Raw genomic sequence first — 15,013 nt, 5'->3', positions numbered from 1 at the left:
ATCAGCTTTAGGTTACCCTTTGTATTGTTCTCTATATTCCAATGGTGTAAGTCCTGTCACATTTCTGAAAAGTTCACTAAAATAACGGGGCTTCTCATATCCAACCAACGTTGATATTTCATATACTTTATAGTTAATATCCTTTAATAATCGTTTGGCTTCCTCCATCCGTGCTTCCGTAAGGATATATTTAAAGGTATTTCCCAAATCCTTACTGAAAAGTCTGGACAGATGCACAGGATGCACATTGACATACCTTGCTAATTCCTCAAGACTAATTTGTTCTGCATAATTTTTCTTAATATAGGCCAGCGCTTCATCCACAATCCTTCTATTTTTCATCGTATTCTCTTCATTAATTAATTCAAATGCCTCCATGGTAAACGCTTCCAGTTTCTTGAAAATCATCCCAAGCGTATCACAATAGCTAATTTCCTTCATGAGATAGTTCGTTCTCTCTAAAAACACATCTGATTTCTTTCCCATTTCCCCTAAAGCGTTGAATATAGCGAGAACTAATTTAACAGCAAAACCTGAAATCCTATCCAAATCCGTTAATTTGGACGCGATCCATTCATTTTTCAATGCTTCTAGGTATTCAATCAATTGGGCATGCGCTTTACCATTCACGAGCTGCATGATTTCTTTCATCAGCTTCTCTTCTTCCGCGAACGTAAGTATACGCTTGCCGTTAGGATCTAGTTCCCTATACGTAATCAGACGATTGCCCGTGTAAGGTGAGTTTAGGAAGGACTCCTTTAGACTCATAAAGGAATTACAAAGCTCTTGCACATTAGCTGACGTACTTCCGATCACACAAGAAATATCCAGGCATTCTTCTTCATTTTTCTTAAACATGCCTAGCTCTTCCTTTAAATTCCCGTAGAACTCCGTAACCGTTTGCACAAAGCTGTGTTCCGAAACAGTTCCTAACAAGATGAACATGTCATTGAGTGAAATAACCATGCCCTTATTTGGAATTTCGAGCTGTTCATATAGATAGACTCGGATGAATTCATGAATACTGCGTACGCGATGTGCTCCGGAACAATAGGCCATATGCTTATACTCATCCATCCGGATCAAAGCAAGGGGATATTCTTTATGGTCGAAATGAACACTCATACTGGCAGGACTTTCAATCATGTTTTTAAAAAATGACTCCCGCTGCCGCCAGAAATCTTCGCTATCTATTCTGATTTGATTTTCTTTATCCAGTACGTCTCTAAGCTTCGCAAAATGAGTAACAATTTCATCTTCCCCATCAGACTTTAGAATGTAGCCGTAAATCCCGCACTCTAAGCCTTTCCTTGCATAGTCAAATTCATTGAAAGCGCTGAATAGCGTTACCTTCGTCCTCGGGTATCTGCTTTTGACTTCCATTGCCAATTCAAGACCATTCAATACTGGCATACGGATATCAGTTAGAATCGCATCTACTTCTGTTTTATCTAGAAATTCCAGTGCTTTATATCCATTTTCGCATACCCCAGCTATTTCAAATCCTAGTGAATTCCAATCAATAATGGATGGCAGCACTGTCCTGAAAATGGCTTCATCTTCAACAATAAGCAGCTTGTACAAGCCATTCACCTCCTGAATATTTCAAATTATGTTCAGTACACCTATTGTAGCACGGAAGTGGGGTCGACAGATGTCGACCCCAGTGTACTTCTTATTCATCAGTTGGATCTCTCTGAAAACGGCTAACTTGACAAACCCTGAATTTCTTGGGAGCTTAAAGACCTTTCATACACACGCACTTCATCGATCATGCCATCCCAGTAACGTGTCGTTCCATTCTTATCTTTCCCTATGGTAAGACCGTTAGAGGCACTCGAAACGTCGGGTACGTTGCTTGTATAGATGCCCTTCATTTCTATGCCATTCACATAAATTCGAATGATCAGATCTTCTCGCGTCACTGCGATGTGCGTCCATGCTCCAGCTGACAGCGCGACAGCATCCGTTGACACATAATTGCCGGTAGGCGCTGATGTGCCATCAATTTGGAAAGCTAGTTTACCCGCTTCCATACGAACCCACCATGACGGTACAGCCGTACCCACATCCCCATACCAGAAGATGAACTTCGTTCCAGACACCGTATCCGGTTTCACCCATGCAGACGCCGTAAAGTCGCCTTTGCCAAACTGCAGGCTATTCTTGTTGCCAGCATCTACATAATCATTGGAGGCATCCAGTAGCAGCCCATTGTTTACCTTACCGGTCGACCATGCCGCGCCATTGTACACCGTTCCCGAATTTCCATTGCCAGACGCATCAGCAGCGGCAGTACCGCTTGTTTCATCGAATTTCAAGTAGGCCACAGGAGCTGAACTTGGCAGTTCGGTGTACAGCCTAGTGGATTCTACATGAGCATTCACCGCATCCGTGCTTGTGCCAAGCACCCAATGCGTCACAACATCGCTATAGTTGCCAGACTGCATGGCGAATTTCCCCTGGAAGACACCGTCCATATACACTTCAGCATATCCATAATTGACTCTTACCTTCCATGCATGCCAGCTGCTATTCACATTCACGGCTTTCACACGCGTCCAGACACCGTAATCGGTTATGGCATAGATGCCGTCCGTCCTGAAATCCAGCATCAGTCTGTATTTCCCATCCCCGATCTTCGTACCCAAGGATGCAGGATGTGGGCTGACCCCTATAGTCCCCGTGCTGAAATCATCGATTTTTGCCTTGAACTCAAGGGTGTAGGATTGCGGAATACTAAGATCTGTCCTGCTCACAGATGAATTGGTGCTTGTGTTGCTGGATAGGTTAAGCTGTCCCGCTGGGCTAATGATCGCAGTGCCAGCTGTCGTCCAAGCTGGAAGGCTGTTCCACTGCTCATCGAGATTGACAGATGCGACATCCCATGTCACAGGCGTATCTGTGTACAGCTTGGAATATTCGACATGGGCATTTACCGCATCCGTGCTAGTGCCTACAACCCAGTGCTGCAAGACATCACCATAGTTGCCAGATTGCATCGCGAATTTACCCTGAGATACGCCGTCCATGAAGACTTCGGCAACCCCATGGTTCACAACAGCTTTCCATGTATACCAGCCGCTCGTAAGTGTTACGGCTTTAATTTGCGTCCATTCACCCAAATTCGTTATCGCATAGATGCCATCCGATCTGAAATCTAGCATCAGCCGATATTTCCCATCCCCGATCTTGGTGCCCAAGGAAGTTGGATATGGACTGACCCCCATCGTTCCATTGCTGAAGTCATCGACTTTCGCCTTAAACTCAAGCGTGTAAGATTGTGGGATACTAATATCAAATCGGTTAACCGATGAGGTGGTGCTATTATTACTAGACAAGTTCAGCTGTCCCGCAGGGCTGATTACCGCAGTTCCAGCTGTATTCCAGGCTGACAAGCTGCTCCATTGCTCATCCACATTCACTGTCGGGATAGAAGGATATGTTGGCGCTGTTCCTGATAACGGATCTAGACTCTGTTCGCCATCGGTTAGCCACTCCAAATTAAACCTAGCCAGAACCATATAATGATATTTGAGCGTGCCATTCCATTTTTCATAAAAGCAATAGATCGTCTCTTTATCATTACTGACGGCGAGGTCGGAGTAGGCTGCACCTGTCGGACTTATCACCTTGGAGTAGGTCCAGCTATCTCCCTCATCCATGGACATTTTCACCGTCAAATTCGATCGATCACTCGGGTTATTCGTATTGGTAAACAGAAGTCTGTTGTTATAGTAGTCGTGCTGATCGGTAAAACGTAAAATGCTGCCATAGTCATTCGGGTCATTCAATTCACTGTCCAAAACTGGCGTAGTCCATCCGCTGTTCCCATTGGGACTTGTTGCGACAGAACGCAGCGGGGAAACCTTCGTGCTATTTCGCATATTGAGCATGACGGAACCGTTATACAACTGCACGGAGGTGGTTTCATTCGGACTTGGAATATCCGGTGTATCCCAGATGATTTCACCTCTGTTCCAAGTAGCTCCGCCGTCATCACTGTAAATGGTGGAAACAACGCCAGGTGCATGGCTTGTGTTCAATGTAAGCCAGACAGGGACAAGCAGCCTTCCATTGTCCAGTTGAATTCCATGTCCGGGTCCTGTGGCAAAAGCTGCCCAATTAAACTCTGATTTATACTGATTAAAGACAGAGGTTATTTCCACTGGTGTGGACCAAGTGGCACCGTGATCTGTACTCTTCATGTAAAAAGCCTGATTATACTCCTTACAGTATAGGAAGTGTACAGTGCCATTGTTCTTCTCAGCAATCATGACGGGATTGTTGATCGTATTAGCGGTAGTCACGCCATCCACCAGCTTAACTCGGGACTGCCACGTATTTCCCCCATCTGTACTTCTTCGCATATAAATATCGATATCCGCCCAGTCGGATGTCGTCTTCCTTGCCTCGGCGTAAGTAATAACAGTCCCGTTACTGGTAACGACTACACCTGGTATGCGGTACTGGGTATATCCATCCACCGTCGATTCGTAAAGAATCGTTTCATCATAAAAGGACGCAGCGGCGTTCGCCACATTCCTCGAATGGAAGGGGACTACGACTGCAATTAATATTGCTGCTAATAACAGGACGAACATCTTGCTTATATTGCTTTTTGACATTTTTACACGCTCCTTTAATTACGAATTGTCTTAGACCGTAATCGTCATTGTGAGTGGGTCTATGCACATGGCATTGAACACCTATCACCTCCCTCCGTTGATAAAAGCCGAAAGTAAGCGATTTCAAAAAGCGGCGATGTCAGTATTGTAGCTCGCCTAGCTCCTACTTATATTTCATTTCTTTATAAATTCTATCATTTCTTTAGGAAACAGTAGGCCGAATATAAAAACGGGATTCGCAGTCGCAGATCCCGTTTCAATAATGGAGTTCACTGATATAAGACATTCCTCGCCGTTGCCCATGACCGTGAAAAATGCAAAAAAGCATCTTTTTATATCTAACTAAACGCTCTATTCGAGATTAGTGCAATTGTGCAACAATTTCTGCTGTCACTTCTCATTTGCACCATTTCGGTATACATAGTTGCACTTTCGCACTAATTTACTTAATTTCTGGTTGGTGCAAACGATTGTTCATAGTGCAAATTAAAAAAAGAGCAGTCGCCGGCTTAGGCGATCTACTCTCATAACATCAGCGCAATGCAGGCAATGTAATGGTGAACGTAGTCCCCATGCCTACCTTGCTTTCCAATTGAATCGTTCCATCATGACTTTCAATGATTTGAAAGCAAACCATTAGACCGATACCTGCCCCTTTTTCTTTCGTTGTATAAAAGGGTTCACCAATCTTGTTCATGATCTCGCTTGGAATACCGCTTCCTTGATCAATAACCAGAACTTGAATAGTATCTCTAACTTCCTTGATTTTAAGAATAATAGACCCACCATTTTTCATCGCGTCAATTGCGTTTTTTATCAAATTAATAAAAACTTGCTTAATCTTCGTGTTTTCGCAGCTTATGTATAGTTCCTCGCTATTTGATTGCACAATTATTTCAATATTCTCCATGTTTGCTTGCGGAGTAAGTAATATTTTCACTTCATCTATGATTTGAATAAGGTTATGCGTTCTACGGTTATCAGAGTGAGGCTTGGCTAAGGTTAATAGTTCGCTTGCTATCTGCTCGATTCGAGAAAGCTCTTCTTCGATAATTTGATAGTACATGTCTTTTCTCTCATCTGTTTTCTTTAACATTGAAAAAAAGCCCTTAATGGCAGTAAGCGGGTTTCGTAATTCATGGGCAATACCTGCAGCAAGCTCACCTGCAACATTCAACTTCTCTGAACGGATGATTAGATTTTCATTTTCTTTCTCATGAGTAATATCTACAAAGGAATGGAGAATTGCTGTCTCCCCTTCAAATATCATATCAATGGATTGGACTAGGTAGTATATTTTCTTGCCATTATTAACACTACATTGATGTTGTTGGACCCTCCTGTTATCTGAAACAACCGCATCTTTATCATACTTTTCAAAAAATTGATGCAAGTGTTCCCCTTCCACACTATTCCGTGTGGCAATCGGGAATTGTTTCTGTGCTAAACGGTTCAGGAAAAGAATACTAGCTTTCCTCCTAATGATGACAGGAATGGGCATTTGATCAATAATGGTTCGAACCTTTTGCTCACTTTGTACAATCAAATTATTCTCAACGGTTAATTGATCGTTTCGATCTCTTAGTTCACTATTTTGCTTTTCTAACCTTTGCAATCGCTCTAACTCTTCGCCAGATGGAATTTTAAAATTGTCTCTATTATAGAGAGGTGATAAACAATATTCGCTATCTGTCATAAAGTAATTATGTGTCTTCATTAACTCGTTCTGGAGATAAGCAGGTGTGGTCAAGCCATTATAAACACAGACTGAAATCAAGCCCGTTAGAGCAATGAAATTATCACTGTTGCGTTCAAAAGTTCGAAGACTTTCTAAAAGAAAATGATGCTCCATCAAAGGAACTTTTCCCCAAGTACGTATTTTACAGTTTTTTTCAAAATACGGTTGAAGCAGGTCAATTAACATCCCAGCTCTATCAGCGTCAAATTGATCTCCCGCAAAATATGCGTGCGTACTATCCGCAAAAATTAGGTTTTGGAAGTGATTGTCCGTAAAACCTTTTGATCTCAATTCAACCTTCATTTTATCAATCAAATTTTCCGTATCAACGAATAAGATAACTTCATTTTTTACTAATCCTTCAATGATGAAACTGACTGCATTACCTATATATTGATCGATTTCATTAAAGACGTAGAGAATATGAGCTCCAGTTCCTTGTATAGCATGATAATTTGTTAATTTAGTTATCGTATGTAATTCATGCATGTATAATCCCCTCACTACCGTTTGACTGTCTCTATCTAGGTAAGTGCCAGCTCTCTGTTTAATAAAAATTCTATAGCCACTATATAAATCCCTTTAATCCCCGTTTTAAAGCCAAGAGTTATTCAACTCTTCTGTTCGTTAGTTTAGCGAAGTCGAACTCCCCCTAATACGAAAAAAACCTAAAACCGATGGGTTTTAGGCAAAATAAGACGTTTTTTAGTTTCATTCAAACAAATCGCGATGAATCTTTACAACCAGCTTCACTAAAGGAACGACACCCTCTGGATGACAGTTCGGACGGTGAACTTCTCCGGGCCAGTATATACTGAAATCACCCGGTCGAAGCAGGATACGCGACTCCTTGTCAACTTGCTCATACAGCGCATAATCGCTCTCTGCCAAGCGATCTTCCACGCTGCTATTGTTGCTAGAAGCAGCAGCGAAGCCCTGCCACTCTTCCCCTCCCACCACGAGATGAATGTCAGCATACTGCGCATGCTTCTCAGCAAGTCGTTCCTCGAATGGACTTGTCACTGGACATTGCTTCATCACATACATTCGCTTCCCGTCGATCTCAAGCAAAGACGGCATGTCAGCGACATTCAAATGGGTGATATATTTCAGCGCTCGACGCACGACATCACTGTACTGACTCCTGTTGTACTCCCAATTGCTAATCGTATCGAAAATCAAAGCAGCCCCTCCTAACGCTCGGCGCTCGCAACGAGTCGGTGACGACGCAATACGTCGCTCTGCGCGTAATAGGACTCCATCCGTTCACGCTCTTCCGTCGTAAATTGTTTCAAAGGCTGCCGGACGGTCGGTGTCGTGAAGACGCCTTGGAGATATAACATATATTTCTCATAGGCGATCACATCGAACTGAATCATATGTGCGATTAAGTCATTCGCTTCCGCTTGCATCGAATGCAAAGAAGCCATAGCCGGACGCTCCTCCGACGAGATGATCTCGAACATCCCTGCAAATAAAGCAGGCATCATATTGAACGTACTGCCGATGGCTCCATCCGCACCCGCGTATGCACCGCCGGTATATACTTCATCGTGTCCGTTATAGATGAGGAAGTCTTGCCCGCATCTCGCGCGAATTTGCTGCATTTCAAACAGATTCAGCGATGTAAATTTAACGCCAATGCATTGCGGGTTGCGACTCATCTCTTCGTAGAAGTCCATTGATAAGTTAACGCCCGTCGCACCAGGGAAGTGATACACAATCATCGGCAGTGACACTGCTGCCATAATCGCTTCATAATGCTCGCGTATTTCTTTCATCGAAACTTTATAATAAAACGGAACGACCGCAGACACGGCATGAACGCCTTGGCGTTCAGCATGCTTAGCCAGCTTGATCGATTCTCTTGTACTGATGTTACCCACATGTGCAATGATGGTGACGCGTCCTGCCGCTGCCTTAACAACCGCTTCCAACACCTGTTGGCGCTCTTCAGTAGTCAAAATAAATCCTTCACCCGTACTTCCACCTACGTAAAATCCTTGGATACCTTGTCCGATTTGATGCTCAACCAGACGGTCCAGAGACTGAAAATCAATGTCACCGTTCTCAAACATCGGAGTCAGTAGTGCTGTAAAAATGCCGCGAAACGCATCGCGATTTGTGATTGTCTTGTTCATGTTGTTCGTTCACTCCTTTGCGCTGCTTGCGCACAATTTAGTTAAGTAATGCCTGTATTGTAGCTCGAAGGATAGCTGCTCATATTTCATTTTTTTATAAATCCTTTCATTTCTTTACGAAATCGGAACAGCTATAATAGAGCTACAAAGGTCTGGAGGTGAAGTCGAAACATCATGTACCCACAATACCTTTTCGAATACCCCAATATCGACTCTGATTTTCCTTTTCATATGAAAAAGAAGTGGTACACCTCGGTCCCCTCCCATCGTCACGATTTTATTGAGTTTTCGCTGGTACTTGCAGGCAAAGGCAAAGAACGGATAAACGGCATCGAGCATGATATGCGTCCTGGTACGATTGTTTTGTTGCTTCCGTATCAGATTCACGAGTACCGAGCCGACATTGACGAGAAACTGTTGATGTACATTTGCAATTTTGACATGAAACTAATTACTGCTGGACCCGAATCCGCTTGGGGTTTGCATGATCTGTTCCTCGGCCTCGGCAGCTCTCAACCCGCTTATATTCAATTACAGGGCGAAGCTTACGAGGAATGCCTACGACTGTGGGAACGGATATACAAGGAACACAATTCGTCGTTACCCTGGAAGCCCATCATGCTCAAAGCTCTGTTGCTGGAAGCCTTGTCGTTATTTGTCCGAAGCAGAGATAGCCACGAAACAACACGGTCTGAGAAGCAGACTTCTGTTTCTTCGAAAAGTATTTGGTCCATTGTACAGTACGTATACGACCATTACTTGGAGCCTTTATCCTTAACGTCACTAGCCGAAAGGTTTCACATTCACCCGACTCAGCTGAGTACGCATTTCGGGGAATCCTTTGGCATCCATTTTGTCGATTTTCTCCACGAGCTTCGCATTCGTCATGCTTGCAGCCTATTGATTTCCTCTGATCTCCCCATCTCACAAGTAGCGTATGAATCGGGATTTTCCTCTTATCCCACGTTCTCACGTACGTTCTTGCGTATTAAAGGGCTGACACCGAGCGAGTATCGGAAGCGGAAGTAATAAATGAGGAAGCGGAGTGAGGGGTATAAAATGAAACGAGGAACACGCTGCACTCTGGACATTCCTAAATTAGAAATGGATTAGAACGTAAAAAAGCCCAAGACAGATGTCTTGGACTTCTTACGCAGTATTTCTACGCCACGTTAAGTTACGGAACCTGGTTCCGTAACTTAACGTATCTGACTTTAACCCAGCGAGCATCACGATGCCTACCCGGCATGGCGAATCGTAAAGTGCATCCGATTTGCTTCGCCTGGCACATACATATAGACGAGCTCCAAATACCCCTCCCGCGTGGCGATGGATGGCTCCGGCGCTTCCGCTTCTACAGCAAGGACAATGCCTGGTTGTTTCCACAAGGATGGCGTCAAGCCTGCGGGATCCAGCCCGGATCCTCTGAACTCGAATAGCAATTCAATCGGCTGCTCCGCCGTAAAATGCACATCAATTTGCAGTCCATCCTGATCTGCCTTGGCATTATACCTGATCCCTCTCATGTGCTTACTCCAGTGACCGCCCACCTCACGGCGCACAAGCCTTACCGAGTAGACCTCGCCGTCTTCTCCATGCCAATGCACGGTAGCTGGATGCAACTGACCACTTGTGTTCTCACTTCCCGACAGGCCGCCCATCATGTAGCTCTCAGTAATCCATGCCGTAGCGGTACAGAGAGGTGTATTCTCTCCGGGCTTATTTCGCTCACATAGCTCGCGGAATTGCTTCGTCACTTGTCTCGATTCACTTTGCTTAACGAGCTTTGGCTGTACATGACTAGGCGCTCCTCCACTGACATAAATCAATAACGGATCCAGCTCCTCATCATCGCCATTTTCAACCATATGCTCATAGCCCGCTCCCAGAGCGAGATACAGATGCGCGCCTAACGAGCTGTGATGCAGCATTTCCATTTCATAGGCACGTGTATAGGGACCTGACAGATTTTCGAGATTCGGGTTATAAAATAACGCAATATTTTCCCATAGCCCTTGCAGCACTTGGTTACCGACTTCATGCATAGCAGCCGATTTGCCGAATGCACGCCATAGGCCCAACGCCGTCAAATCCACCGCATAATAGGTCGTTGAATTAAACTCCGCAAAAGAGTCAAACTCACTAAAATGCGACCGAAATTTGAGAATTTCCTTTTGCGCATGCTGGGTCCAAGCCCCATGCCCAAAGCGATCCCCGAAGAAATCAACGATGAATATATGCATGACCTCAATATTCGTATTCATCGGAATCGCATCAGACAGACGCCGAGCAATCGAGGCGCTCACTGTTTTCTCCATCGCCTCATCTATCTGTGCTACAAGCTCAGGAGACAGCTTCTCCTCGAACAGCGCCAGAATCGCTCCGAACGAACAGCCAATGAACTCACGCCAGTTCGGATCATAGCTTGCCCATACCCGAGGGAGCACGCGATCTACGGCATTCCGGAATTGCTCTTGTACACCGTCCCCCTGGCCCATCATCTTCTCCAGCTCAGCGCCAATACGTGTCAACGTTTCTTCTAGGAAAAATGCGAAGCCCGGCTTATCCATCTGTTGCCAAGGATAATTTCCGTTCGGCGGATCCAGGTCCTTGTCTGTGCGACGGAAGGTGCCGTGGTAAATTTCCTCTGGCGCATCCAATTGCAAGCGAATGATGCTGCTAATGAGGTCGCTTGCCCGCTCCACATCCCCTGTTTGATCCCGCAGCAGAAGTCCGAACGCATAATGCGAGCTAGCGCGAGTGTCATATTTATGAGCGAAATTGCGAAGCAATCTCGTATCCCCGTCATAGCGAGCGTCACACCCTGTAAGATAGTGCCGCAGTGCGAAAGTCTGTTCCTCGTTCAATTGGATCTGTGCCATCCTTCTTCCAACTCCTTTTATGTGCGACTACCCTTTGTTTTCGATTATACCTTGTATGTAAACATTGTTGGAGTGAGAAATTACGTCATATGCAAAAAGCCCTCAACTGCCAGCATTACGCTAGCGTTAAGGGACTTCCTGCTATTTTCTCGATCTATTATCGTTGTCACCTTGCCGATTCAATCTTCATTCCTGTATACTTTGGCTGTAGCGAGCGCCTACTATCCCACGCCTTGGAGAGGAAGTGACCCTGATGCCCTATGTTCAGAATAATATCGGTATGAACATTTTCCCGCTTTATTTTACCTATCAGCGACAAACGATCGGAACCGAACAGTATCAGGGTACGTTCCACGCCCATCAAGGCATTGAAATCCTAATCGTTCACGAGGGCCATGGCACGCTCATTGTAGATCAGAAGAGCTATGAAGTAACTTCCGGTATGCTATGTGTCTTTCAGCCCTATCAGCTGCACCATATTCAAATGGACCCCGAGAAGCCATTCGTGCGCTCTATCGTTCATTATGAGCCGTCCCTATACGAATCCTATTTCGAGCAATGGCCGAAATTGTTGGCTTTTTTCAAACATATGCATACAAGCAAGCTGCACGCTCCTTGCCTTTACGAGCTAAGAGAGACGGACCAGTTTCATCTGCTTTTCGAAAGCCTGAATAAGAAGCTTCCTTTTTTAGGCAAGCAAGACGAGCTGGAAGAGTATTCCCTCTTTCTAATCGCTTTCTTCCGCAGCTTCATGCCTTTGTGGGAGCAGCGCGAAGGTCAGATCCACTCTGGCACAACACGTAAATCCCATCAAGCCGAGCGTATCCTCAGCTGGCTGGAGGAGCATTATACCGAGCCGCTGCGATTGGAGACGATGTCCGCTGATCTGCATCTCTCTCCTTACCACTTGTCCCATCTGTTCACCGAGTGTACCGGCACCAGCATTTCTGATTATGTGACAGCACGGCGGCTTCAGCAAGCGGTAAAGCTGCTAACATCGACGGATCAGACAGTCGCTCGCATCGGCGAAGCGATAGGTGTGACGAATTGCTCGTACTTTTGCAAAATGTTCAAAAGCCAAATCGGCGTGACGCCACATCAATATCGCAAGCAATGGCAGAAACGGCCAAATGCATCGGTTACTCGCCTGTCGTAATCATCATCGCATCGCGCTGTGCGATAAGGCACAGCTCCGCTGCTTTAAAGGTATGCTCCTGCGTCATCGCGACTTCCGTACGATTCAAGCAATCAAGGATCAACTGTCCAAAGTAAGGATAACCGACTTGGCCGCTGACGGCGAAATGCTGCTCTCCATCCTTATTCACAAGGTACACGTGATTACTCGTCTGTTCTCTGGCGATATCGACATATTTGCGAAGTTCAATATATCCATCACTCCCCAGAATCGTCATACGGCCATCCCCCCATGTACTTAAGCCGTCCGGCGTCATCCAATCCACTCGGAAATAGCCCGTTGCACCATTGTCACCGACCAACGTAGCATCCCCAAAATCCTCAAAATTTGGATACTGCGGATAATTGTAGTTTGCTACTTTACTGTGTACAACCTTCGCATCTTTTGCCCCCGTAAAATACAGGAACTGCTCGATCTGATGACTCCCAATGTCACACAGAATGCCGCCAAATTTCTCCTTCTCAAAAAACCAATCCGGTCTACTCGACAAACTAATGCGATGCGGCCCTAATCCAATCACTTGATGAACGCGACCGATCGCGCCTTGTTCAATTAGTTGCCCCGCGTAAATGGCGCTTTCCACGTGCAGACGCTCGCTGTAATAAACCGCATATTTCTGTCCAGTTTCCGCTACCTTGGCACGAGCTGCTTCGAGCTGCGCAAGTGTCGTAAACGGTGCTTTATCCGTAAAGTAATCCTTCCCGCTATCCATTACGCGCAGTCCGAGAGGACCACGATCGGAAGGAATCGCTGCAGCTGCCACAAGCTTGACTTCTGCATCCTGCAGAATTTCCTCTAGCGAGCTTGCCGCACGTACGCCAGGGTATGTACTCAGAAATTTGTCCACCTTGGCTGGGTCCGGATCATACACCCATTTCAATTCCCCGCCTGCTTCCCGCAGACCGTTGCACATCCCATATATATGACCATGATCCAACGCCGCCGCTGCGAAAATAAACTCCCCTGGCTGACATACCGTTTGAAAACTCCCTTGTGGAGCGTAATTCATACCATCACTTTTTTGCATCATCGTCTGTCTCCTCTATTGTTATTTAAATGAACTTCCTGTAGTAATCGTCTGTGGCGCGAAATTTTCGATGGACGTGTTCTTCTCATAAAAATGGGTCGCATTCGCCTGCACGCCGCTTCTCGTATAGAATGCGTCTTCCGCGCCAAGTGGAAATTTCACAAGCTCGCCTGTGCTCGCTGATTTGTAAATCCCCGTGATCAGCTCCAAAGTTTGACGGCCGCTAATCCCATCGATCAGCACAGGAGCACCAGTCTCAATCGCCGTTAACACATTATCGATTTGACCTGCATGACCCTCATACTTTACTTCCGGCAAGCTGCTGTACAACGTTTCAAGCTCTTCCTCCAGCTCCTTGTTCGGCTCTGGGAAACCATTCGACGTCGAGTTCGACGCCTTCACCTTCCATGGCGCAGATACGCGTGCCTTCGATCCTTGGAAAATCAACTGCTGTTCCTCGCCATGATGAACGACTGAGCTCGTGATTTGACCTAAGGAACCATTGGCGAAGCGAAGCATTCCTATTGAAAGATCCTCAACTTCAGCGTTATCATGCGACACATTGCTCATGAACGCTTGCACTTCCGTCGGGCTGCCCATCATCCAGAGCAGGGCATCGATATGATGCACCGCATGGTTCAGCGTCGGACCGCCACCTTCCTTCTCCCACGTGCCGCGCCACCAGAGATCATAGTAGCAATGGCCGCGCCACCAGAAGGAATCCACTTGGACATGGACGACTTTGCCCATGAGGCCGCTTTCCAGCACGGATTTCATTTTCATCATCGGCGTCTTGAAGCGGTTCTGCGCCACAACAGACAGAAGTTTACCCGTCCGCTGCGCAGCCGCATTCATTAGGTCGCACTCCTCAAGTGAGGAAGCCATCGGTTTTTCCACCATGACATGCGCGCCTGCTTCCAGAAACTCAACTGTAAGCGAAGCATGCGTATACGGCGGTGTACAGATGGAGACAAGATCAATGTCCTCTTGCAGCAGCTCCTTGTAGTCCTTCACAGCCCTCGCATCTTTTAGCTCAAACTGACTAATACGCTCCTGCGCTTTATCCTCATAAATATCGCTAATCGCGACGATTCTACAACGCTCCGGAAATTGTAAATACGCTTCAATATGCGCCTTCGAGATTGCACCAGCTCCAATAATTGCTACCTTTAGCATCCAATTCATCTCCCCGACATTTGCTGCTCCAAGCATACCAAGAATACGGTTACAATTGTGACGCTATCTTGTGCAAAAATACCGTTACTTTGCGGTTTTGGTATGCAATCCTTCTTAACGCTTAGTAAACACCGATGCCGAGCCTAAAGTCTGTGAGACTTACGTTTGCGTCTGACCAACGCAGAATGAGGTGAATGTTTAACCTTTAACTGTATTAACTACAGTT

General features: G+C 45.7%; 10 protein-coding genes. 2 read left to right on the top strand and 8 right to left on the bottom strand.

Features of this window, described 5'->3' with window-relative positions; all coding sequences use genetic code 11:
• Positions 1–12: 12 nt before the first annotated feature.
• The 5 genes from ACSQ8P_RS04475 to ACSQ8P_RS04455 all read right to left on the bottom strand — a co-directional run bounded on the left by ACSQ8P_RS04475 (position 13) and on the right by ACSQ8P_RS04455 (position 8,507).
• On the bottom strand, positions 13–1,584 hold the full coding sequence (locus tag ACSQ8P_RS04475; RefSeq protein WP_436234067.1) for a response regulator transcription factor: 1,572 nt from the start codon (positions 1,582–1,584) through the stop codon (positions 13–15).
• 122 nt (positions 1,585–1,706) lie between these two features.
• Positions 1,707–4,628, bottom strand: coding sequence for an exo-alpha-sialidase (locus tag ACSQ8P_RS04470; RefSeq protein WP_436234066.1), 2,922 nt, complete (start codon positions 4,626–4,628; stop codon positions 1,707–1,709).
• Positions 4,629–5,160: 532 nt separating this feature from the next.
• Positions 5,161–6,855, bottom strand: a complete 1,695-nt coding sequence (locus ACSQ8P_RS04465) for an ATP-binding protein (protein ID WP_436234065.1) — start codon at positions 6,853–6,855, stop codon at positions 5,161–5,163.
• A 222-nt stretch (positions 6,856–7,077) separates the two neighbouring features.
• Positions 7,078–7,548, bottom strand: a complete 471-nt coding sequence (locus ACSQ8P_RS04460) for a YhcH/YjgK/YiaL family protein (protein ID WP_436234064.1) — start codon at positions 7,546–7,548, stop codon at positions 7,078–7,080.
• Between the two features lie 11 nt (positions 7,549–7,559).
• Positions 7,560–8,507, bottom strand: coding sequence for an N-acetylneuraminate lyase (locus ACSQ8P_RS04455; protein WP_436234063.1), 948 nt, complete (start codon positions 8,505–8,507; stop codon positions 7,560–7,562).
• Between the two features lie 231 nt (positions 8,508–8,738).
• Here ACSQ8P_RS04455 and ACSQ8P_RS04450 point away from each other — a divergent pair, with 231 nt between their 5' ends.
• Positions 8,739–9,536 (top strand): helix-turn-helix domain-containing protein, encoded by a 798-nt coding sequence (locus ACSQ8P_RS04450; protein WP_436234062.1) that lies wholly within the window; start codon positions 8,739–8,741, stop codon positions 9,534–9,536.
• A gap of 209 nt (positions 9,537–9,745) precedes the next feature.
• Here the strand turns inward: ACSQ8P_RS04450 and ACSQ8P_RS04445 are convergent, their stop codons facing one another.
• Complete coding sequence (locus ACSQ8P_RS04445; protein WP_436234061.1) at positions 9,746–11,389, bottom strand: hypothetical protein; 1,644 nt, start codon at positions 11,387–11,389, stop codon at positions 9,746–9,748.
• A 253-nt stretch (positions 11,390–11,642) separates the two neighbouring features.
• On the opposite strand from ACSQ8P_RS04445, the gene ACSQ8P_RS04440 reads away from it, so the two are divergent.
• Positions 11,643–12,545: a helix-turn-helix domain-containing protein gene (locus ACSQ8P_RS04440; protein WP_436234060.1), complete on the top strand. Its 903-nt coding sequence runs from the start codon at positions 11,643–11,645 to the stop codon at positions 12,543–12,545.
• Here ACSQ8P_RS04440 and ACSQ8P_RS04435 read toward each other — a convergent pair.
• Both ACSQ8P_RS04435 and ACSQ8P_RS04430 read right to left on the bottom strand, forming a co-directional pair.
• Positions 12,529–13,611 carry a Gfo/Idh/MocA family protein gene (locus ACSQ8P_RS04435; protein WP_436239453.1) on the bottom strand — a complete coding sequence of 361 codons (1,083 nt, stop codon included), beginning with the start codon at positions 13,609–13,611 and terminating at the stop codon, positions 12,529–12,531. The genes ACSQ8P_RS04440 and ACSQ8P_RS04435 overlap by 17 nt on opposite strands.
• Positions 13,612–13,632: 21 nt before the next feature.
• Positions 13,633–14,787, bottom strand: coding sequence for a Gfo/Idh/MocA family protein (locus ACSQ8P_RS04430; RefSeq protein ID WP_436234059.1), 1,155 nt, complete (start codon positions 14,785–14,787; stop codon positions 13,633–13,635).
• Positions 14,788–15,013 lie beyond the last annotated feature (226 nt).

This window comes from Paenibacillus sp. LjRoot153 (genome assembly GCF_964253085.1).
In the GTDB taxonomy this organism is placed as follows: domain Bacteria; phylum Bacillota; class Bacilli; order Paenibacillales; family NBRC-103111; genus Paenibacillus_E.
Note: the sequence above shows the minus strand (reverse complement) of the source record. Positions and strands in the feature narration are given on the sequence as shown.